Origin of the sequence: Alteromonas salexigens, assembly GCF_025628895.1 — a bacterium.
Lineage (GTDB): Bacteria > Pseudomonadota > Gammaproteobacteria > Enterobacterales > Alteromonadaceae > Alteromonas > Alteromonas salexigens.
The window spans coordinates 574,202-594,248 of record NZ_JAOTJC010000006.1; the positions used below are offsets into that span (position 1 = coordinate 574,202).

Sequence of the window (20,047 nt, forward strand, 5' to 3'; positions counted from 1 at the left end):
TTTGTTCCTTATTTAATAGTGAGTGCGTCTTCAACCAGAGCTTTCTGTTGCTGGTTGTGAACGGAAACATAACCAACTGCAGGTGACGCTGATGCCTCTCGGCCTGCATATGTCAGTTTGGCGCCCTCTGGAATGGCTTGCCAGAAGTGGTGCTGGCTACAGTACCAGGCTCCCTGGTTCTGTGGTTCTTCCTGACACCAAACCCAATCTTTCACGTGGCTGTATTCTGCCACAACTTTGGCACATTCTTCTTGCGGGAATGGATATAATTGCTCCAATCGAATGATTGCAACGTCTGTTTGTTCATTTTTTCGACGCTGATCAAGCAAATCGTAATAAACCTTACCGGAGCACATGACCACCCGCTTAACTTTTTTCGGGTCGAGATCGTCAATTTCACCGATAACGTTATGGAATTGTCCTTCTGCCAGTTCTTCCAGAGTCGACGTCGCCATGGGGTGACGCAGCAGGGATTTTGGTGACATCACGATCAGTGGTTTACGCATAGGACGCACTACCTGCCGACGGAGCATATTAAATACCTGTGCAGGTGTTGATGGGACACACACCTGCCAGTTATGGTCCGCACACATTTGCAGGAAGCGCTCCAGACGGGCTGAACTGTGTTCAGGTCCCTGGCCTTCATAACCGTGTGGCAGCAATACCGTCAGGCCACACAGGCGGCCCCATTTAGCTTCACCTGAACTCAGGAACTGATCGAATACGACCTGGGCACCATTGGCAAAATCACCAAATTGCGCTTCCCAGATTGTCAGGCAGGAGGGCTCTGCAGTGGCATAACCATATTCAAAGGCCATTACTGCTTCTTCTGACAATACTGAGTCATAAATCTCAATTTCACCCTGACCTTCGCGGATGTGCTGCAACGGCATATACACAGAAGCGTCGGTCTGGTTGTGTAGCACGGCGTGACGGTGGAAGAAGGTTCCGCGACCAGAGTCTTGTCCGGTAATACGAATGTCGTTTCCGCCATCAACGATGGTGGCATAAGCCAGGTTTTCAGCCATACCCCAGTCGAGCTTCTTATCACCGGCAACCATGGCCTTGCGGTCCTGGTACAACTTATTTACCCGCGAGTGCAGTTTGTGATCTTCCGGGTAAGTAGTCAGAGCTTTGCCAAGCTCTTTTAGTTTCTCAATACTGAGCTCACCGTCATACGGCGTATCCCAGTCGTGCCCCAGATACGGTGTCCAGTCGACAGAATGCTCTGTCATTGGACGCCACTCTTCAACTACGCAGGCACCGTGATCAAGCGCAGCGCGGTATTCATCAAGATAGCGATCTGCATCACGCTTTTCAATCACACCTTCAGCAATCAACTGGTCGGCGTATAACACACGGGGAACCGGGTGCTTTTTAATCTTCTGGTACATCAGCGGCTGTGTTGCATTAGGCTCATCCGCTTCGTTGTGACCATGGCGGCGATAACACACCAGGTCGATGACCACGTCTTTCTTAAATTTATTGCGGTATTCCAGTGCCAGCTGGGTTACAAACTGCACCGCTTCCGGATCGTCAGAATTAACATGGAAGATTGGTGCCTGAACCATTTTGGCTATGTCAGTACAGTACTGAGTAGAACGGGTATCATCAATTTTTGAGGTGGTGAAACCAACCTGGTTATTCACCACGATACGAACAGTCCCGCCCACCGCAAAGCCGCGGGTTTCAGACATGTTGAAGGTTTCCTGCACCACGCCCTGCCCGGCAATCGCCGAGTCACCATGAATTGTGATTGGCAGTACTGTATTGGTGTCGTTGTCACGACGAGCCAGACGTGCGCGCACAGAACCCATCACTACCGGGTTAACTATTTCTAGGTGAGACGGGTTAAACGCCAGTGCCAGGTGAACATTGCCGCCCGGGGTAGCGAAGTCTGATGAGAAACCAGCATGGTATTTAACGTCACCGGCGCCCAGCGAATCATCATGTTTGCCAGAAAATTCGTCAAACAATACCGAGGGGTTTTTACCCAGCACATTGACCAGTACATTCAGACGGCCGCGGTGGGCCATACCAATAACACACTCTTTAGTGCCACCCGCGCCCGCTTTACTGATAATACCTTTCAGCATGGGGATAAGCGCATCGCCACCTTCCAGCGAGAAGCGCTTGGCACCCGGGAACTTCGAGCCCAGGTACTTTTCCATACCATCAGCTGCAGTTAACCCTTTAAGGATACTAATCTTTTCTTCTTTGCTGATTTCCGGCTTGGCTTGCACCGATTCGATTTTCTGCTGAAGCCAACGCTTCTGCTCCGTATCGGTGATGTGCATATATTCTGCACCAATCGAGCCACAGTAGGTTCTGTTCAACGATTTGAACAGGTCACCTAATGTCATAGACTCTTTGCCGATGGCATAAGAGCCCACATTAAACGTGGTATCAAAATCGTCTTCAGAAAGTGAATGGTGGGAAAGTTCCAGATCACGCACCCGTTCCTGTTGCCATAGACCGAGGGGATCGAGGTTGGCGTGTTGGTGGCCACGGAAGCGGTAAGCGTTAATCAGCTGAAGAACCTTGACCTGTTTTTGGTCAGACACGCTACCGGCAGACACCTGGGTGGGTGCCATCCTTGCGGTGGGGCCCAGTGCCGCGAGTTTTCGGAACTGATCCTTGATGGTTGAGTGTTTATTTTCCAGCTCTACGCCTTCTACTTTCGGAAGACTATCGAAGACCTGGCGCCAGGTGTCTGAGACGCTTTGAGGATCGTCAAGGTACGCTTCGTACAACTCTTCCACATAAGCCGCGTTTGCGCCTGCCATGTGTGACGAGTCCCACCACGCTTTCATCACGCTTTCTTGCATTATTGTGCCTTGCTACGTTTCGTAAAAACTAATGATATCGGCCTGTATTATGAGGATTAATAACGCTGTATCCAACCTTAATTCCGATATAAACAAAAAAATAGCCATCCTCAGCGGATGGCCATTTAGAATGTTGCTTTCTGTAACCAGTAAGTTGACAGAAATATAGTACTAAACAGCCCGTTGTAAAAGCATCGACTTGATATTACCGATAGCTTTAGTCGGGTTAAGCCCTTTAGGACATACACTCACACAGTTCATAATACCATGACACCGGAACACGCTGAATGCATCGTCCAGATCGTTCAGACGCTCTTCTGTCGCCGTATCGCGGCTGTCAATCAGGAAGCGATACGCATGCAGCAGACCGGCCGGACCAATAAACTTGTCCGGGTTCCACCAAAATGATGGGCATGACGTTGAACAACATGCACATAAAATACACTCATACAGCCCGTCCAGCTTTGCGCGCTCCTCAGGAGACTGCAAATGTTCCCGCGCCGGCGGTTGTGTCGCGTCATTAATCAGGAACGGTTTGATTTTCTCATACTGCGTGTAGAACTGGGTTAGATCAACCACCAGGTCACGCACTACCGGTAAGCCCGGTAGTGGACGAATGACAATTTTACCTTTACCCAGGCTGGACAGCGGTGTGATACATGCCAGGCCGTTCTTGCCGTTCATGTTCATGCCATCCGAACCACACACACCTTCACGGCATGAGCGACGCAAAGAAAGTGTAGGATCCTGTTCTTTTAACGCCAGCAGCGCATCAAGAACCATCATGTCGCGACCCTCTTCCACTTCCAGGGTGTAATCCTGCATACGTGGTGCGTCGTCAACCTCAGGGTTATAGCGATAGATTGAAAAAGATAGTTGCATGATCGTTGCCTCTCTTAATATGACCGGGCTTTCGGCGGGAATGCTTCGCGAAGCTTCGGTGCCATATTGACTTCACGTTTGACCATTGAATCATCCTGCGGACGGTACACTGAGTGACACAACCAGTTCTCGTCATCACGGTCCGGGTAGTCAAAGCGACTGTGCGCGCCCCGGCTTTCGGTACGGAAGTTCGCGGCAACTGCGGTGCTGTACGCGGTTTCCATCAGGTTATCCAGTTCCAGACATTCGATACGCTGGGTATTGAAGTCAGAGCTCTTGTCATCAAGACGGGCGTGTTGTAAGCGCTCACGAATTTCACCCAGTTCTTTCAGACCATCGGCCATGGCATCACCTTCACGGAATACAGAGAAATTCAGTTGCATACATTCCTGCATGTCTTTCTTAATCTGTACCGGATCTTCGCCCTTACCTTTCTCTGAGTTTTCCCAGCGATTGAAGCGGCTCATGGCGGCCTCAAGGTCAGACTCAGACGCATCACGGCTGGGTGACATTTCATCCAGGGATTTGCCCAGATGCATACCTGTTGCACGACCAAATACCACCAAATCAAGCAGCGAGTTACCGCCCAACCGGTTGGCACCGTGTACTGATACACAGGCAATTTCACCACAGGCGAATAACCCGTTCACCACTGACGCCTGACCGTTTTCATCTACCGTCAGACATTGACCGTCAACGTTAGTGGGAATACCGCCCATCATGTAGTGACAGGTAGGGATAACCGGAATCGGCTCTTTAACCGGGTCAACGTGGGCAAAGGTACGTGATAACTCAAGAATTCCTGGCAAACGTGATTCGAGCACTTCTTTACCCAGGTGATCCAGCTTAAGTTTAATGTGGGTACCCCACGGACCATCACAGCCCCGACCTTCGCGGATCTCGGTCATCATTGAGCGCGCGACCACATCCCGGCCTGCCAGATCTTTAGCATTTGGTGCGTAACGCTCCATAAAGCGCTCGCCGTCTTTATTCAGCAGGTAGCCACCTTCACCACGACACCCTTCGGTTACCAAGGTTCCCGCGCCGGCAATACCGGTGGGGTGAAACTGCCACATTTCCATATCCTGTGCGGCTACGCCTGCGCGCAACGCCATGCCAATACCGTCTCCGGTATTGATGTGCGCGTTGGTGGTCGAGGCGAAAATTCTGCCTGCACCACCGGTTGCCAGTACGACTGCACGGGATTTGAAGTAAACCACTTCGCCGGTTTCAATATCAATGGCCGTACAGCCGACAATGTCACCGTCCTGATTTTTCACCAGATCCAGGGCATACCACTCACTGAATACCTTAGTTTTGTTTTTTACGTTTTGCTGATACAGCAAGTGTAATAAGGCATGACCGGTACGGTCAGCTGCTGCCGCAGTACGCGCAGCCTGCTCACCACCAAAATTCTTTGACTGACCACCAAACGGACGCTGGTACACCTTTCCGTTTTCGAAACGGGAGAAAGGCAGCCCCATGTTTTCCATCTCAATGATGGCTTCCGGGCCATTTTTACACATGTATTCAATGGCATCCTGGTCGCCTATGTAATCTGACCCTTTAACGGTGTCATACATATGCCATTCCCAGTTATCTTCGTGGGAATTACCCAGCGCGACGGTAATGCCGCCCTGTGCCGAAACGGTGTGTGACCGGGTCGGGAAAACTTTCGAAAGCAGTGCGCAAGATTTTCCAGACTGAGAAATCTGAAGTGCGGCACGCATACCTGCACCGCCGGCGCCAATGACGACAGCATCAAACTCGTGAACGGGTAAACTCATACTACACTCCCCACAAAACAAACAGACCCACCGCTACATAAGCGAATGCAATAATGTTCAGTACATATTGCACGGTGCCGCGCAGTGCGGCGGACTTTACGTAGTCAGTTAAAACCTGCCAAAGGCCAATGCGAACGTGGATCATCACAGCAATCAACGTCGCCAGAGTAAAGACTTTCATAGCAATGCCAGAGAACAACCCCTGCCATACTGCAAACGTGATGTTGTCGGTGGTGATAAAGAACCACGCCATGAAGAACGTATACGCAGCAATTAAAACCGCGGTTGTGCGCAACGACACGTAATCCTGAACGCCGTTACGTCTGATACTTGCCTGATTCGTTACCATAATGCCACTCCCAATACGATAGTCAGAACAATCCAAAGTCCGATAATGACGTTGGCGCTAAGATTTCCTGACTCCAGTTCTTCCCAGTACCCCATATCCATGATGCCGTGGCGAATGCCGCCAAGAATGTGGTAAGTCAGCGCGGAAGCTGTGCCGATTGCAATCAATTTTCCAACAATACCATCCATCATAGCCTGAACGCTGGCGAAGCCTTCCGCTGAAGTCAGCGAGACAGCCCATGCCCAGATTACGAACAACAATGCAAAGAACATTGCCACGCCGGTAATACGGTGGAGAATTGACGAAACAGCAGAGGGAGGAAATTTAATTGTATTGAGTTCTAAATTTACTGGTCTTTGCTTTTTCACAATTTATGCCTGTTTAATCCGTAGGGACGTTGAACCACCCAATATTGTTATGTCCTGTATGGGTGCATTCGCTTGTTACCTGTTAAAATCCTCATCCACTGAGTTGTTAACAATTTGTGAATTATATATCACTTGATTTACAGGTGATATTCCCGTGTTTTCAAGTATGGCTGAGTATATCCAGCGCATGCCTTAATTACAATTTTTTGTGCTTTTTTAGGGCGTTAGTTTACGCTTTGAACACAAAGGCTGGTCGCGCACCGCAAATAGGTTAAAATTGATCAGGATTACCCAGAGTTGCAGTATAAAAGCGCGACTCATTTGTTCGGTGGCTACGCGCATAACTATCTAACAGTTTGGTAAATTACCGCGTTTTAATAAAACAGCAGAGGTTTGACACTATTCGTCACTACGCTTTGTCACCGATTTGGTGAATATCAGATATTCGCTCGGGTTACAGGTTACAATAGCGAAAACCTTTTTTTATTAGTTTTACAACAACTTTGTATATGGAACGTTAAAAGCTGGCTGTATTTGTGTTAATAATCCGGAGTATTTATCCATCTAATGTGCATTTAAATTGACTTGTAAGTGCATAATAAAGTACAAATACGCCACTTTTCCCAACGAGTCGGGGAATAATCCCTGAATTCGCTGCAAACAGAACCATTCTGAGGAGAGCAATTTATGGCAGATCAGAAAGCCATTCTAAAAGCGGGCGACAAGGAAATTGAACTTCCGATCTTGTCCGGTACTGAAGGACAGGATGTAATTGACGTCCGTTCGTTAGGGGCTAACGGGTACTTTACCTATGACCCTGGCTTTATGGCGACAGGATCTTGCGAATCAGCAATCACCTACATCGATGGCGCAAATGGTGTACTGCTACACCGCGGTTTCCCAATTGAAGAATTGGCTCGCGACGCAGACTACCTTGAAGTGTGCCATATGCTGTTACACGGTGACGCGCCTTCAAAAGAAGAATACGAAGAATTTAAATCCACCATTACCCGCCACACCATGTTGCATGAACAAATCAACATGTTCTTCCACGGCTTCCGTAATGACGCCCACCCTATGGCAATGCTTTGCGGCACAGTGGGTGCGATGTCTTCGTTCTACCATAGCGATTTGGATGTTTCTAACCCTGAACAACGTATGCGCAGCGCGCACCGTTTGATTGCGAAGATGCCAACGCTGGTAGCAATGTGCTACAAATATAACATTGGTCAGCCATTCGTTTACCCACGTAACGACTTAAGCTATGCGGCCAACTTCCTGAACATGATGTTCTCAGTTCCGGCAGAAGAGTACGAAATCAGCCCTGCGGTTGAGCGTGCTATGGACCGCATCTTTACCCTGCATGCTGACCATGAACAAAATGCATCTACATCCACAGTACGTTTGGCTGGCTCCTCTGGCGCTAACCCTTACGCATGTATTGCGGCGGGTGTCGCATCTTTGTGGGGCCCTGCCCATGGTGGTGCCAACGAAGCGTGCCTGAACATGCTGGAAGAAATCGGCAGTGTTGACCGTATTCCTGAGTTTATCGACAGAGCAAAAGACAAGAGCGATCCGTTCCGTCTGATGGGTTTTGGTCACCGGGTTTACAAGAACTACGATCCACGTGCAACTGTGATGCGTGAAAGCTGTCACGAAGTCCTGAAAGAGCTGAATGTTCAGGATCCACTGCTGGATGTGGCTATGGAACTTGAGCGTATTGCGCTTGAAGACCCCTACTTTGCTGAGAAGAAGCTGTTCCCTAACGTGGATTTCTACTCTGGCATCGTACTGAAAGCTATCGGTATTCCGACTAATATGTTTACCTGTATTTTTGCACTATCCCGTACAGTGGGCTGGATTTCACACTGGCATGAGATGATGAGCGACGATAAACAGAAAATTGGTCGTCCCCGTCAGCTGTACACCGGTCACAGCAAACGTAAATATACTCCACTAAAATAAGCCATTCGGCTTGTTAGGTAGTAAATAGAAATAGCGCCTGTGGGCGCTATTTTTTTAGGAGAATTATATGCCTTATTCAGCAGTAGCATTGGGCTTTGCCGGGCTTATCCCGTTTATTGCGCTGCCGGTCATGATTATGACTGGCATGCTCTCTTTGAGCGAGGGAGCCAGGTATTTCACACAATATTCTGCGGTTCTGCTGTCTTTCTTCGGCGGGGTACACTGGCTTGACGCACTTCAGCATAACCGTACCAACCACCAGCTGTATGTGGCCATGCTGCCCACTATCATAGGCTGGTTATGTCTGGTGTTCAGTGGCGATGTTAAGGTGCTTGGGGTGTTGTCAGTGGCTTATATAGCCATGCTGTTTTACGACAAGTTTAATCTTATCCTGCCGCAAAAAATTGTTGTAGGCTACACCAGCGTACGTATGGTGCTGACATCGGTCGTGGTGATTAGCCATGCGGTGATGATTGGTATACTGACCTGAGCAGCAATTGCCGCCCCCAGCTTTCTCCAGGCACAAAAAAAGCGCCGTCCCCGGCGCTTTTTACTTACTGATATGCAGGTTATTCGTCGCGAATAACTGCCAGTAGTTCCGCGGTTTTTTCTTCCATTAACGGAATATCACCACGGGACTCTACGTTGAGGCGAATAACAGGCTCGGTATTAGATTTACGTAAATTAAACCGCCAGTTGCCAAATTCCAGGCCCACTCCGTCGGTTTCATCGATAACGGCCGCATCACCCTGGTATTTATCCAATACCCGCTGAAGGGCAGCATCGGCATCTTTCAGCTTGCTGTTAATTTCACCAGAGGAAGGATATGCCGCGATACGCTCTTTCACCATCGACGCCAGCGATTGCTGCTTGGTACACACCAGTTCAGCAATAAGCAGCCAGGGGATCATGCCTGAGTCACAATAAGCAAAGTCGCGGAAGTAATGGTGAGCACTCATTTCACCACCATACACTGCATCTTCCTTACGCATTCTTTCTTTAATGAAAGCATGCCCTGTTTTTGACTTAATAGGCTGACCACCCGCCTCTTCTACAATCGCTTCCGTATTCCAGTAAACCCGTGGGTCATAAATGACTTTAGCGCCACGCTCTTTATCCAGGAAGGCTTCAGCCAATAAACCGACGATGTAATAACCCTCAATAAAGTTACCTTCAGCGTCAAACAGGAAGCACCGGTCGAAGTCACCGTCCCAGGCAATACCAAAATCGGCGCCCTGCTCAATCACCGCGTTAGCTGTATCAGCGCGGTTTTCAGGCAACAACGGATTCGGGATACCATTAGGAAACTTACCGTCTGCCTCATGGTGCACTTTGATAAAGGAAACCGGCACCTGCTGCTTTATAAACGCCTGTTCGATGGCGTCCAAAGCATTACCCGCGGCGCCATTGCCTGCGTTTACTACAATTTTGAGCGGGGTAAAGTTGGCAGGTTCTATATAGGTCAGTAAGTGATCGACATACGCATCCATACAGCTGGTTTGCTGATAGTGCCCGGATGCTTCCAGACGTGCGCGCTGGATATGGGCGTGACCGTTAAAAAACGCCTCTGCGTCAATTGCTTGTCCGCCGGTATAAGCTGTCAGAGCGCTACGAACGTCATCATCGTCCAGTGCTTCTGCTCGTTCTTTAATGGCGTTCAGACCGGTGTCACCACTGATAGGCACTGACCCGGCTTTTACCAGTTTCATACCGTTATAATCGATGGGGTTATGACTGGCAGTGACTTCAATACCGCCATCCACCCCAAGGTGGGAAGTCGCAAAGTAAATTTCTTCAGTGCCTGCCATACCAATATCCGTCACGGTCGCGCCGCCGTCAATCAGCCCTGCAGTCAGTGCCAGTTTTAGCGGTTCCGAAGTAAGACGCACATCGCCACCTACAACCACCGTCTTGGCATTCAGTTCCCGGGCAAATGCAAACCCGATGCGGTATGCAACCTCTTCATTCAGTTGGCTATTGAGCTCGCCCCGAATATCGTAGGCTTTAAAACAGGTAATGGGTTGTCCCATAGTTAATAAATCCTCTTTGCCTGCTTACTTAGCGACGCGGCCATAACGGTCTGAAAAACGCACAATGTCATCCTCGCCCAGGTATGCACCCGACTGTACCTCAATAAGCTCCAGCGGTATTTTGCCCGGATTTTCCAGCGCATGAACATCACCGATGGGGATATACACAGATTCATTCTCTGTCAGTAGCTGCGTCTTTTCGCCAATAGTGACATTCGCAGTACCCGATACCACAATCCAGTGTTCTGCACGGTGATGATGCATCTGCACCGATAACTTTTCGCCAGGCTTAACCGTGATCCGCTTCACCTGAAAACGATCACCGTTATCTATGGAGTCATAACTGCCCCATGGACGGAATACTTCACGGTGGAATTCAAATTCAGGGCGTTTCTCCGCCTTGAGCTTACTGACCACCTTTTTAATGTCCTGAACCTTATCTTTGTGCGCAACCATGACCGCGTCTTTGGTTTCAACCACCACCACGTCGTCAAGACCAATCACCGACACCATTCTGTCTTCGGCGTTGATGTAGCTGTTGCTTACACCCTCGAGGATGGCATCGCCTACCACTACGTTGCCTTGCTCGTCTTTGTTCTCTGCCGTTTCCCACAGTGAAGACCAGCTGCCCACATCAGACCAGCCTGCATCTAACGGGACCATGGCCGCATGCTGGGTTTTTTCCATCACGGCGTAATCAATAGAGTCGTCCGGACAGGTAGCAAAGATATCTGCATCCACCCGGATAAAGTCCAGGTCAGTACTTTCAGAGGCAATGGCCTTCTTACAGACAGCTAAAATTTCAGGATTGAATTTTTCGAGCTCTTCCAGGTAACGGCTGGCTTTAAACATGAACATGCCGCTGTTCCAGTAATACTTTCCTGAATCAACATACTGGCGCGCCGTGGCTTCATCTGGCTTTTCGACAAACTCTTTTACTGCAAAGCCCCCGTCCAGTTCAGCACCTGACTGGATGTAACCATAGCCCGTATGGGGCTGATCCGGAACGATACCGAACGTGACCAGATGGCCTTCTGTAGCCAGTGCTTCTGCTTTAGTTATCGCCGCATGAAATGCATCACGCTGTTTAATCAAGTGATCGGCAGCCAGCACCAGCAGTACCGGATCTTCACCATTTTGGGTAGCATGCAGTGCGGCCAGGGCTATGGCCGGGGCAGTGTTTCTGCCCACTGGTTCCAGCATGATGCCGCCATGTTTCGCATCTAACTGGCGTAGCTGTTCTGCCACTAAGAAGCGATGCGCCTCATTACAGATCAAAATCGGCTGTTCAGCACCGGTGCCATCAAGGCGGGACAGGGTTTCCTGTAACATGCTTTCATCAGATGTCAGTGATAGAAACTGTTTGGGAAGTGCTGCACGCGATTTTGGCCATAGGCGACTTCCGGTGCCGCCGGCAAGAATTACTGGTTTCATTGTCAATCCTGTTTTGATAGGCAAGGGCCTTAAATTTCCTGTCAGGAATGATAGAGAACCCACTCCATTCATTCAATCTTAATAAAGACATTACAGCGGAAAAAAAACCTAACTGTGTAAATAACCAGCAACCAGCCAGGTTGGTAGCTTCCACTACCCCGCCTGCCCCAGCCTACCAGCCTGAAAGTCAGCAATAGCCTCCCTGATTTCCTCGGCCGTGTTCATCACAAACGGGCCATGCTGGACTACTGGTTCCCCCAATGGCGCCCCGGCCACCACGATAGCCTTACCGGCCCCTGTTACGTGCACATCGCCCTGCCGCTCTAATATGGCTAACTCACCGGCCGCAACCGGCTTGCCCGCCACCAGCACAGTATCGTCGTAGCAATATAAGAACGCAGTATGCCCGTCAGGAACGGGCACCGTCACATCATCGTTACTCAGGTGGAGGTCAAGAAACAGTGGCGCGACCGCCTGCGTACCTACCGGGCCCTGTGCCTCGCCAAACCACCCTGCCAGTACCCTGACCTTACCACTCGCCAGCGCGACTTCGGGCACCTGCGATGACGGGATGTCCTGGTAACCCGGCGCAGACATCTTCTGTGCCGCCGGCAGGTTGACCCATAACTGAAAGCCCTGCAAAAGGCCATCTTCTTGCTCAGGCAGCTCTTCATGCACAATCCCGCGCCCGGCATTCATCCATTGGATCCCGCCGGCCTCGATTATCCCGTCATTGCCCACGGAATCACGATGACGCATCCTTCCTGCCAGCATGTAAGTCACAGTCTGAAACCCGCGGTGTGGATGTGAAGGAAACCCTGCCAGGTAATCCTGCGGTGTGTCTGAACCAAAAAAATCCAGCATAAGAAATGGGTCAAGTTGGCCCTGGGCCGGCTGACCAATGATGCGGGTCAGCTTCACACCCGCCCCATCCTGCGTCGCTATGCCACGAAGCGTGCGCACTGTACCTCGTTTCATTGTATTACTCCGCTACTGGCGTGGTCAGATCCTGCTCAGGTCCCACAGGCACTACCTGGGTAGGATTGATCATCGTATGACTGTAATAATAATGCCGCTTGATATGGGTGAAATTCACTGTTTCAGCCACCCCGGGATGCTGATACAGGCGCTTCATATAATTATATAACGCCGGGTAATCGGCTATCTGTCGCCGATTGCACTTAAAGTGTCCATGATAGACCGGGTCAAAGCGAATTAACGTTGTAAATAAGCGCCAGTCAGCTTCAGTAAGCGTGTCGCCAGCCAAATAACGCTGTTGTTGCAACCGCTCTTCCACTACGTCTAACGAACTGAATAATGCAGTCACAGCCTCTTCGTAGGCATCCTGAGTGGTGGCAAATCCGGCTTTGTATACCCCATTGTTGATAGTGTGATAAACCATCTCGTTTACGGTATCTATTTCCTCCCGTAACGCTGCGGGATAATAGTCATCGGTATTGCCGGTCAGTTCATTAAAGGCCGTATTGAACATCCGTATAATTTCAGAAGACTCATTACTGACAATTTGTTTAGTCTGCTTATCCCAGAGTACGGGTACGGTCACCCGAGTGGTTACCGTCTCATCATGCAGGGTATAAATTTCACGCAGGAATTGTTTACCATACAAGGTATCTCCGGTGGCTCCGGGGAAATCCGCAAACGTCCACCCCTCGTCAAGCATGTCGGGGCAGACCACCGACACCGAGATATGTGTTTCAATCGCTTTTAATTTGCGAAAAATCAGTGCCCGGTGGGCCCAGGGACAGGCCAATGAGACATATAAATGATAACGTCCGGACTCGGGAGGAAAAGCCGCTCCCTTCTCGTTACTGATTTGGTCCCGGAAGGATGCGGATTCACGTTTGAATTTACCGCCATTGCTGTCGGTGTCGTACCATTTGTCTTGCCATTGTCCGTTAACCAATAAACCCATTTGTTACGCCTCCTGTGTGGTCAGGGGTGCTATTTCAGCACATACCGGTACAAACGTATGCCAGTAACATTTGGATTGACTGTTCTACTCCTTCGAACGATGCCATCACATTAGAGTGTGTCGGCACGCTCAAGGATTGCCCGGGCAATCGGCATTGCACTGGTTGCAGCGGGTGATGGGGCATTTCCTACGTGCAGTGTGCGGGCAGACGCAGTGAACAGGAAATCGCTTACCAGACTACCGTCTGTACGCACCGCCTGAGCCCGGATCCCTGGGCGGAAAGGGGCAAAATCATGCTCGGTGACAGCCGGACAATAGCGTTGGATAAGCGATGCATAGTATCTTTTACTGGCACTGCTGCGTAACTCCGACATGACGCTGCGCCGATACCGCCAGAGCAACTTCCATAGGCCTGCGTACCCAGCCATATCGAGGACATCTTTTACAGACGTGTCTTTCCAGCTATAGGCTTCACGGCCGGTGGCCAAGACCGCATTAGGGCCTACGGTAGTAAAACCGCCAACCATTTTTGTCAGGTGTACCCCCAGAAACGGCATTGCCGGGTCTGGCACCGGATAGATTAATCGTTGGGTGATTTGGTCAAACCGGGTATGCAGGCGGTAATATTCGCCCTTAAAAGGCATGATCTGAAAGTCACACGGCAAGCCCTGCATCCGTATCAAAGCGTCGGCGTGCACGCCCGCGCAGCAGATAAGCTGTTGCCCGGTTACCCGGGTGCTTTCTCCGTAATGCTGTAGGGTCACCACCACCTGCTTATCCTGTTCATCGATACCGGTAACTTCGCTCCCCGTACAGAGCTCAAGTTGGACTTTTTCCTTCGCTTTAGCCAGCATGCACCGGGCTATGGTCTGATAATCGGTAATCCCTGAATGCCGGACAAACACCGCCTCTACGCCACGGATGTGGGGTTCCATCTGGGTGATTTTTCGGGCCGTCACCATTTCAGGTTGCAAATCGTTCTGTTCACACCGGTCATAAAGCGTCGCCAGTCTCTCACGCTCATCCTCGGAGGTGGCAACAATCAGCTTTCCACACTGTTCGGCGGGTAAATCATTGTCCTGACAAAATGCGAAGGTGTCCTCCAACCCCTGCCTGCAATACCGGGCTTTGAGCGAGCCCGGAGGATAATATACACCTGCATGGATCACCCCGGAGTTCCGCCCGCTCTGGTGGCTGCTTATTTGATCAGACTTGTCGATCAGGGCAATTTTCCGACCGGGATGGCGAGTCGCATATTCATTGGCCACCGCTGTGCCGATAATGCCTGCCCCCACTATAATCAAATCATAATGCATAATGCCCTTGTTCCTGCCCACAGCGCTATCGCGCTTGAAAATTACTGGTAGTCTGCCATTATGCGCGCGTTTAAAACAGTCTGATCAGGCTCAGACAACAAGGTGTGTAAATAATATGAGTTCACAACAACAGGCACGGTTTGGTGGCATCGCCCGGCTTTACGGCGCTGAGGGCGCCAGCGCGCTGGCAAATAGCCATATTTGTGTGGCAGGGATCGGAGGCGTGGGGACCTGGACTGCCGAGGCGCTGGCCCGCTCCGGGGTGGGAACCATCACGCTGATTGACTTAGATGATGTCTGCATTACCAACATCAATCGCCAGATCCATGCCATGACCGAGACTGTAGGGACTGCGAAAGTTGAGGTCATGAGCCAACGAATTCACAGTATTAACCCTGAGTGCAATGTAAATGCGATCGAAGATTTTGTTACTGAGGACACTGTTACCGAATATCTGACGCCTGATATAGATATTGTTATAGACGCCACTGACAGTATTCGTGCTAAGGCCGCGATGATCGCGCATTGCAAACGTCAGAAAACCCCCATTATTACGGTAGGGGGCGCAGGCGGCCAAATCGATCCGACACAGGTGACCCGGGGTGATCTGGCCAAAACCACTCAGGATCCGCTGGCAGCCAAGTTGCGCAGCGAATTACGCCGTCGCTACAACTTCAGTAAAAATCCTAAGCGACGGTTCGGGGTAGAATGTATTTATTCTACTGAGCAATTGCGCTATCCCCAACCCGACGGCAGTGTGTGTTTCGCAAAATCCGCCATGGAAGATGGCACCCGGCTTGACTGTGCCGGCGGTTTTGGTGCGGTCGTTACCGTCACTGCCACCTTTGGCATGTTCGCGGCGGCAAGTGCAATCAACCGTATCACCGGGCAAAAATAGACATCGCCACCTAACTCGCGCACAATAATCCAAATTTACAGGAGAGCATGATGGAACAACAAGAACTAGAAAAACTCATGGCTGATTGCGCAAATGATGCCGTCGCCACTGCCCGTGACGAATTTGAGCTGGAACTGGACTTTTCTGCCAACAGTATAGCGACTGTCGATGATATTTTGTTAGGGTTTGTCGACAAATATCACGATAAAGCGCTGGAAGATGACGCCGTTTTCACGCTCTGTAATGTGTTTGGTGCTTATGTAGGGGAAACGTTTAAACGCCATGTCGGGGGCACCTGGCGCTACGACCAGTCCACTCCGTCAGCGCCTTATATACTGTTGGTGCTGGGCGAACGCTCCTACGCGTTTGCGGGTATTTGCTATGAGCGTCTGGTTAACGATAGTCAGGTCAGCGTTCAGTCTTATTTCGATCAGGCGTTGTCGCACCACGTGCAGTAAGCATGGCGTCCCGGTCCAGTTAATTGGGTAAACGCCAGTCTGACACCATCCAGCGTAAATGCCGGCTTTTTAACAGTGCATAACATGCACAAAGACTGGCCAGCATGCGCGCTGCCACCACAGGCTGAAACTGCCAGAACTGCGCCATCAATGGCCACACCTGTAAACTTACCTGCGCGAGCAGGCTCATCGTAACCAGTGGCAAAATGAAATGGCTCCAGCGAAATCGTTGTTGTTGCCATTGCTTCTCACGTCGCGAAATCATCACTAATGCCACTAATGCAGGCGCGCCGCTCGCCAGCGATAAGCCCAGCGTAAGCCTGGAGGGATAGAATAGCGCCAGTAAGAAGGTGGTCTGCTCCCTTATTGCCAGTGCAAACACCAGAATTATCCAGTCTGCCAGACAAATCAGAAATACCAGATTCAGCCACATTGGTGGCTTTATCCGGCCTGCTTCATCGTAGCAGTGCAAGGGGAGTTTGAGGCGGTCTGATTTCATCGCGCAAATCTACCAGATTTACTCTGTGAATTCGATATGCCCATGCCCCTTAATGTCACTTAGTGTTTATAGCGAAGGTTATCCCACCGCCCACAGAAAAAGCCCTGACCTTATACTGCGAATTCGGTATACTTCGCATCCATTTTTACCCTATGTCTTACAGGCTTTGTACGTATGACCGTAAAAACCTTTTCACCTAACGCCACCACCACGCTGGAAACGCCGGTAAAAACACTGGAGGCACAGCGCGCACCGGTGAGCACCGGCAACGGCAACCGCATTGGCTTCGTTAGTCTGGGTTGCCCAAAAAACCTGGTTGACTCAGAACGGATCCTTACCCAGCTGCGCACCGAAGGTTACGACGTTGTCCCCACCTACGATGACGCCGATCTCGTAATCGTCAATACCTGCGGCTTTATCGATTCTGCGGTACAGGAGTCACTGGATACCATCGGGGAAGCGCTTCAGGAAAACGGTAAAGTAATAGTGACAGGGTGTCTTGGGGTTAAGGAAGATGAAATCCGTGAGGTTCACCCCAATGTGCTGGCGATAACCGGCCCCCACGCTTATGAAACAGTGGTGGAACAGGTGCATACCCACATGCCTGCGCCCCAGTATAATCCCTTTGAAAACCTGGTTCCGGACCATGGGGTCAAATTAACGCCCCGTCATTATGCGTACCTGAAAATATCCGAAGGCTGCAATCACCGCTGTACGTTCTGCATCATTCCCTCAATGCGGGGCGACTTAGTCAGCCGGCCGGTAGGCTCGGTACTCGATGAAGCTAAGCGGCTGAAGGCGGCAGGCGTCAATGAACTGTTGGTTATTTCTCAGGATACCAGCGCGTACGGCGTGGATGTTAAACACCGCACCGGCTTCTGGAACGGTATGCCGGTAAAAACCCACATGCAACAACTGTCAGAGCAGCTGGGTACCCTCGATATGTGGGTGAGACTTCATTATGTTTACCCCTACCCCCATGTGGATGAACTCATTGAGCTGATGAATGCAGGCCGGATCCTCCCCTACCTGGATATTCCGCTGCAACATGCGAACAAGCGCATTCTCCGGCTAATGAAACGTCCGGGCAGCGCCGAGCGCACGCTGGAGCGGATTAAAAAGTGGCGGCAACAGTGTCCTGAACTGATCCTGCGTTCAACCTTCATTGTCGGCTTCCCGGGTGAGACAGAAGACGAGTTCGAAGAGTTGCTCACATTCCTCAGAGAGGCGCAGCTAGACCGGGTGGGTTGCTTTATGTATTCCCCGGTGGAAGGTGCGACAGCCAATAATTTACCTGATCCAGTCCCGGAGGCGGTGAAGCAGGAACGTTTAGCGCGCTTCATGGAAGTTCAGGGCGAAATCAGTGCGGCCAGATTGCAGGCCCGTATCGGCAAAGAATATCAGGTTGTGATCGACCAGGTAGACAGCGAAGGCGCAGTAGGCCGCTCTTATGCAGAAGCCCCTGAAGTCGATGGGGTAATCCATCTCAACGGTGTATACGACGTGAAACCGGGTGAACGGGTCTGGGCCGAAATAATTCATGCCGATGAGCATGATTTGTGGGCCGTGTTATCTGAAGATCAGGACGATTGATACGCAAGCTACACTATGGGCGTCGTTAAGACGCCCACTGCTGACACTGCTTATTGCTTAACCGGTGACGGCAGGAAGAACTGACTGACCGTATTACGGGTATCTTTAGCACCCGCCTCGGCCGCCCCGCCGATTAACCAAATTTTGTCATCTTTGACTACTGAGCCCAGTCCATGACGAGGCAATGGCATCGTGCTGACTTCCTGCCAGGATTTCTTGCGCGGCGAGTAACGCCATACCTCCATAAACACGCCCCCGTCACCGGTGAAATATTCTCCCCCGAACACATAAATATTGCCCTGATAGGCACTGCAGGTGAGACCTGCCTGGGCCTGCGGCAAAGGTGGTAACGCCTGCCATTTACGGGTGGCAGGATTAAACATTTCATGGGTGGGAACATTACCCTCGGCCACTGTACGACCGCCAATCACATGCCAGTTGCCATTGAGTACTGTAGAACAGGCGCTGTTTCGCGGGGTAGGTAATGGCGGCGCTGTTGTCCAGATGCCCGACTGGGGATTGAAAACGCCGTGCCAGTCGGTATCTGTATTATCCAGCCACTGACCATTTTTTGAAGGTGTAGCTGTCCGCCCACCCGCAAGATGAATACCGTCTTTCAGCACTGCCGATACCGTCTCTGAAAGCATCACCGGAATGGCTTCCCGGGAGATCCAGGCTGCCCCGTTGTGGCCAAGAAACAATACACTATTGGTGTTAGTCCACTGCCCTTCGGCGCTTTCGACAAACCCACCGAATGCAAATGTGCCATCCCCGGTGCCCACCAGCATGGCATGATGACGGGCTTGGGGCAGATTAGGCAGTGACTGCCAGTGCTCAGCACCCGCTGTTAACGCCCACACCCGGTTGGTCATCAGCAATGCGCCGTCCTCGCCCAGATACAAGCCCCCGGCAACCAAAATACGATCGTCACTGACGGTAGGGTAAATTTCCTGTACGGGTTGTGGCAGTGAGGGGCCAAGTGCCCATTGGTAGGACTGCGCCTGCGCTATACCACCAACCAGCCACACGCCCGCGAGCCAGGCCCTCACCATGGCAGCGGATCACCATTTGAGTGCACGAAACTGCCGGTATTATCCAGCGACAGTTCCTCTATGCGCGCCAGCAAGCGCGCGGCCGCGGTGGCCGCATCAATGTCACCATTGTTATTGACCATTTCGGTCTGCACATAGCCTGGATGGAACAACCCAACAGCAATGCCCTTGGGTGCCAGATCCCGGGCCAGTGAAACCCCTGCCGCATTTAATGCCGCTTTCGACATTCTGTAACCATAGTAGCCACCTGAGCCGTTATCCTGCATAGACCCCATGCGGCTAGTGATCATAGCCACTTTAGCCTTGTTACTCAGCGCCGGAAGCAGGGTCTGGGTAACCAGTAGCGGGCCCAACGCGTTTACTCTGAACTGATAGTCGATAGTATTGGGATCCCAGTCTTCAAGGGTTTCCCGCCCCAACACCCCGGCGTTGTTAATCAGTAAGTCGATAGCCACGTCGCCGAGCGGAGCCAGTGCCTGAGGCAACGCATCAGGACGTGATACATCCACACCGGTGATGACTGTCGCGCCAGTGGCATTCAGATCATCGCAGCTATTACGACAGGTCGCATACACAGTATCACCACGGGTAATACACGCGTTTACTAACGCCAGACCAATACCACGATTTCCGCCTGTTATGACTACATTCATCG

The 20,047-nt window shown here is 51.0% G+C and carries 18 protein-coding genes; 5 read left to right on the plus strand and 13 right to left on the minus strand.

Going from position 1 to position 20,047, the window contains the following annotated elements; genetic code table 11:
- Positions 1–8: 8 nt before the first annotated feature.
- From OCL06_RS06625 to sdhC, 5 genes are all read right to left on the minus strand, one after another.
- Positions 9–2,828 carry a 2-oxoglutarate dehydrogenase E1 component gene (locus OCL06_RS06625; RefSeq protein ID WP_262992945.1) on the minus strand — a complete coding sequence of 940 codons (2,820 nt, stop codon included), beginning with the start codon at positions 2,826–2,828 and terminating at the stop codon, positions 9–11.
- Between the two features lie 171 nt (positions 2,829–2,999).
- Positions 3,000–3,710, minus strand: coding sequence for a succinate dehydrogenase iron-sulfur subunit (locus tag OCL06_RS06630; protein ID WP_262992946.1), 711 nt, complete (start codon positions 3,708–3,710; stop codon positions 3,000–3,002).
- Between the two features lie 14 nt (positions 3,711–3,724).
- On the minus strand, positions 3,725–5,497 hold the full coding sequence (gene sdhA / locus OCL06_RS06635) for a succinate dehydrogenase flavoprotein subunit (protein ID WP_262992947.1): 1,773 nt from the start codon (positions 5,495–5,497) through the stop codon (positions 3,725–3,727).
- Position 5,498: 1 nt separating this feature from the next.
- Positions 5,499–5,846, minus strand: coding sequence for a succinate dehydrogenase, hydrophobic membrane anchor protein (gene sdhD / locus OCL06_RS06640; protein WP_262992948.1), 348 nt, complete (start codon positions 5,844–5,846; stop codon positions 5,499–5,501).
- The gene (sdhC, locus tag OCL06_RS06645) at positions 5,840–6,214 is read right to left on the minus strand and encodes a succinate dehydrogenase, cytochrome b556 subunit (protein ID WP_262992949.1); all 375 of its coding nucleotides are present in this window, start codon (positions 6,212–6,214) and stop codon (positions 5,840–5,842) included. The genes sdhD and sdhC overlap by 7 nt, the downstream gene beginning before the upstream one ends.
- 687 nt (positions 6,215–6,901) lie before the next feature.
- Between sdhC and OCL06_RS06650 the strand changes: the two genes are divergently transcribed.
- Positions 6,902–8,179, plus strand: a complete 1,278-nt coding sequence (locus OCL06_RS06650; RefSeq protein WP_262992950.1) for a citrate synthase — start codon at positions 6,902–6,904, stop codon at positions 8,177–8,179.
- 67 nt (positions 8,180–8,246) lie between these two features.
- On the plus strand, positions 8,247–8,669 hold the full coding sequence (locus OCL06_RS06655; protein ID WP_262992951.1) for a DUF3429 domain-containing protein: 423 nt from the start codon (positions 8,247–8,249) through the stop codon (positions 8,667–8,669).
- A 79-nt stretch (positions 8,670–8,748) separates the two neighbouring features.
- On the opposite strand, the gene OCL06_RS06660 is transcribed toward OCL06_RS06655, so the two are convergent.
- From OCL06_RS06660 to lhgD, 5 genes are all read right to left on the minus strand, one after another.
- On the minus strand, positions 8,749–10,209 hold the full coding sequence (locus OCL06_RS06660; RefSeq protein WP_262992952.1) for a phosphohexomutase domain-containing protein: 1,461 nt from the start codon (positions 10,207–10,209) through the stop codon (positions 8,749–8,751).
- Between the two features lie 24 nt (positions 10,210–10,233).
- Entirely contained in the window at positions 10,234–11,643 is a 1,410-nt protein-coding gene (locus OCL06_RS06665; protein ID WP_262992953.1) for a mannose-1-phosphate guanylyltransferase/mannose-6-phosphate isomerase, read from the minus strand.
- 153 nt (positions 11,644–11,796) lie between these two features.
- Positions 11,797–12,621, minus strand: a complete 825-nt coding sequence (locus OCL06_RS06670) for a pirin family protein (protein WP_262992954.1) — start codon at positions 12,619–12,621, stop codon at positions 11,797–11,799.
- 4 nt (positions 12,622–12,625) lie between these two features.
- Positions 12,626–13,576 carry a glutathione S-transferase family protein gene (locus OCL06_RS06675; RefSeq protein ID WP_262992955.1) on the minus strand — a complete coding sequence of 317 codons (951 nt, stop codon included), beginning with the start codon at positions 13,574–13,576 and terminating at the stop codon, positions 12,626–12,628.
- Positions 13,577–13,686: 110 nt separating this feature from the next.
- Positions 13,687–14,892: an L-2-hydroxyglutarate dehydrogenase gene (gene lhgD / locus OCL06_RS06680; protein ID WP_262992956.1), complete on the minus strand. Its 1,206-nt coding sequence runs from the start codon at positions 14,890–14,892 to the stop codon at positions 13,687–13,689.
- 115 nt (positions 14,893–15,007) lie between these two features.
- On the opposite strand from lhgD, the gene tcdA reads away from it, so the two are divergent.
- Positions 15,008–15,790, plus strand: coding sequence for a tRNA cyclic N6-threonylcarbamoyladenosine(37) synthase TcdA (tcdA, locus tag OCL06_RS06685; RefSeq protein WP_262992957.1), 783 nt, complete (start codon positions 15,008–15,010; stop codon positions 15,788–15,790).
- 50 nt (positions 15,791–15,840) lie between these two features.
- The gene (locus OCL06_RS06690; protein ID WP_262993127.1) at positions 15,841–16,248 is read left to right on the plus strand and encodes a hypothetical protein; all 408 of its coding nucleotides are present in this window, start codon (positions 15,841–15,843) and stop codon (positions 16,246–16,248) included.
- A gap of 19 nt (positions 16,249–16,267) precedes the next feature.
- Here the strand turns inward: OCL06_RS06690 and OCL06_RS06695 are convergent, their stop codons facing one another.
- Positions 16,268–16,747 (minus strand): DUF2919 domain-containing protein, encoded by a 480-nt coding sequence (locus OCL06_RS06695; protein ID WP_262992958.1) that lies wholly within the window; start codon positions 16,745–16,747, stop codon positions 16,268–16,270.
- A gap of 174 nt (positions 16,748–16,921) precedes the next feature.
- Between OCL06_RS06695 and rimO the strand changes: the two genes are divergently transcribed.
- Positions 16,922–18,340 carry a 30S ribosomal protein S12 methylthiotransferase RimO gene (gene rimO / locus OCL06_RS06700; protein WP_262992959.1) on the plus strand — a complete coding sequence of 473 codons (1,419 nt, stop codon included), beginning with the start codon at positions 16,922–16,924 and terminating at the stop codon, positions 18,338–18,340.
- Positions 18,341–18,390: 50 nt separating this feature from the next.
- On the opposite strand, the gene OCL06_RS06705 is transcribed toward rimO, so the two are convergent.
- Together OCL06_RS06705 and OCL06_RS06710 are read right to left on the minus strand one after the other, a co-directional pair.
- The gene (locus OCL06_RS06705) at positions 18,391–19,392 is read right to left on the minus strand and encodes a Kelch repeat-containing protein (RefSeq protein ID WP_262992960.1); all 1,002 of its coding nucleotides are present in this window, start codon (positions 19,390–19,392) and stop codon (positions 18,391–18,393) included.
- On the minus strand, positions 19,386–20,045 hold the full coding sequence (locus OCL06_RS06710; RefSeq protein ID WP_262992961.1) for an SDR family oxidoreductase: 660 nt from the start codon (positions 20,043–20,045) through the stop codon (positions 19,386–19,388). The genes OCL06_RS06705 and OCL06_RS06710 overlap by 7 nt, the downstream gene beginning before the upstream one ends.
- Positions 20,046–20,047 lie beyond the last annotated feature (2 nt).

Excerpts from the sequence above, each read along its gene's own strand:
- OCL06_RS06625 (WP_262992945.1), bottom strand. The coding sequence starts at position 2,828 with ATGCAAGAAAGCGTGATGAAAGCGTGGTGGGACTCGTCACACATGGCA.
- OCL06_RS06630 (WP_262992946.1), bottom strand. The coding sequence starts at position 3,710 with ATGCAACTATCTTTTTCAATCTATCGCTATAACCCTGAGGTTGACGAC.
- sdhA (WP_262992947.1), bottom strand. The coding sequence starts at position 5,497 with ATGAGTTTACCCGTTCACGAGTTTGATGCTGTCGTCATTGGCGCCGGC.
- sdhD (WP_262992948.1), bottom strand. The coding sequence starts at position 5,846 with ATGGTAACGAATCAGGCAAGTATCAGACGTAACGGCGTTCAGGATTAC.
- OCL06_RS06650 (WP_262992950.1), top strand. The coding sequence starts at position 6,902 with ATGGCAGATCAGAAAGCCATTCTAAAAGCGGGCGACAAGGAAATTGAA.
- OCL06_RS06655 (WP_262992951.1), top strand. The coding sequence starts at position 8,247 with ATGCCTTATTCAGCAGTAGCATTGGGCTTTGCCGGGCTTATCCCGTTT.
- OCL06_RS06660 (WP_262992952.1), bottom strand. The coding sequence starts at position 10,209 with ATGGGACAACCCATTACCTGTTTTAAAGCCTACGATATTCGGGGCGAG.
- OCL06_RS06665 (WP_262992953.1), bottom strand. The coding sequence starts at position 11,643 with ATGAAACCAGTAATTCTTGCCGGCGGCACCGGAAGTCGCCTATGGCCA.
- OCL06_RS06670 (WP_262992954.1), bottom strand. The coding sequence starts at position 12,621 with ATGAAACGAGGTACAGTGCGCACGCTTCGTGGCATAGCGACGCAGGAT.
- OCL06_RS06675 (WP_262992955.1), bottom strand. The coding sequence starts at position 13,576 with ATGGGTTTATTGGTTAACGGACAATGGCAAGACAAATGGTACGACACC.
- lhgD (WP_262992956.1), bottom strand. The coding sequence starts at position 14,892 with ATGCATTATGATTTGATTATAGTGGGGGCAGGCATTATCGGCACAGCG.
- tcdA (WP_262992957.1), top strand. The coding sequence starts at position 15,008 with ATGAGTTCACAACAACAGGCACGGTTTGGTGGCATCGCCCGGCTTTAC.
- OCL06_RS06690 (WP_262993127.1), top strand. The coding sequence starts at position 15,841 with ATGGAACAACAAGAACTAGAAAAACTCATGGCTGATTGCGCAAATGAT.
- OCL06_RS06695 (WP_262992958.1), bottom strand. The coding sequence starts at position 16,747 with ATGAAATCAGACCGCCTCAAACTCCCCTTGCACTGCTACGATGAAGCA.
- rimO (WP_262992959.1), top strand. The coding sequence starts at position 16,922 with ATGACCGTAAAAACCTTTTCACCTAACGCCACCACCACGCTGGAAACG.
- OCL06_RS06705 (WP_262992960.1), bottom strand. The coding sequence starts at position 19,392 with ATGGTGAGGGCCTGGCTCGCGGGCGTGTGGCTGGTTGGTGGTATAGCG.
- OCL06_RS06710 (WP_262992961.1), bottom strand. The coding sequence starts at position 20,045 with ATGAATGTAGTCATAACAGGCGGAAATCGTGGTATTGGTCTGGCGTTA.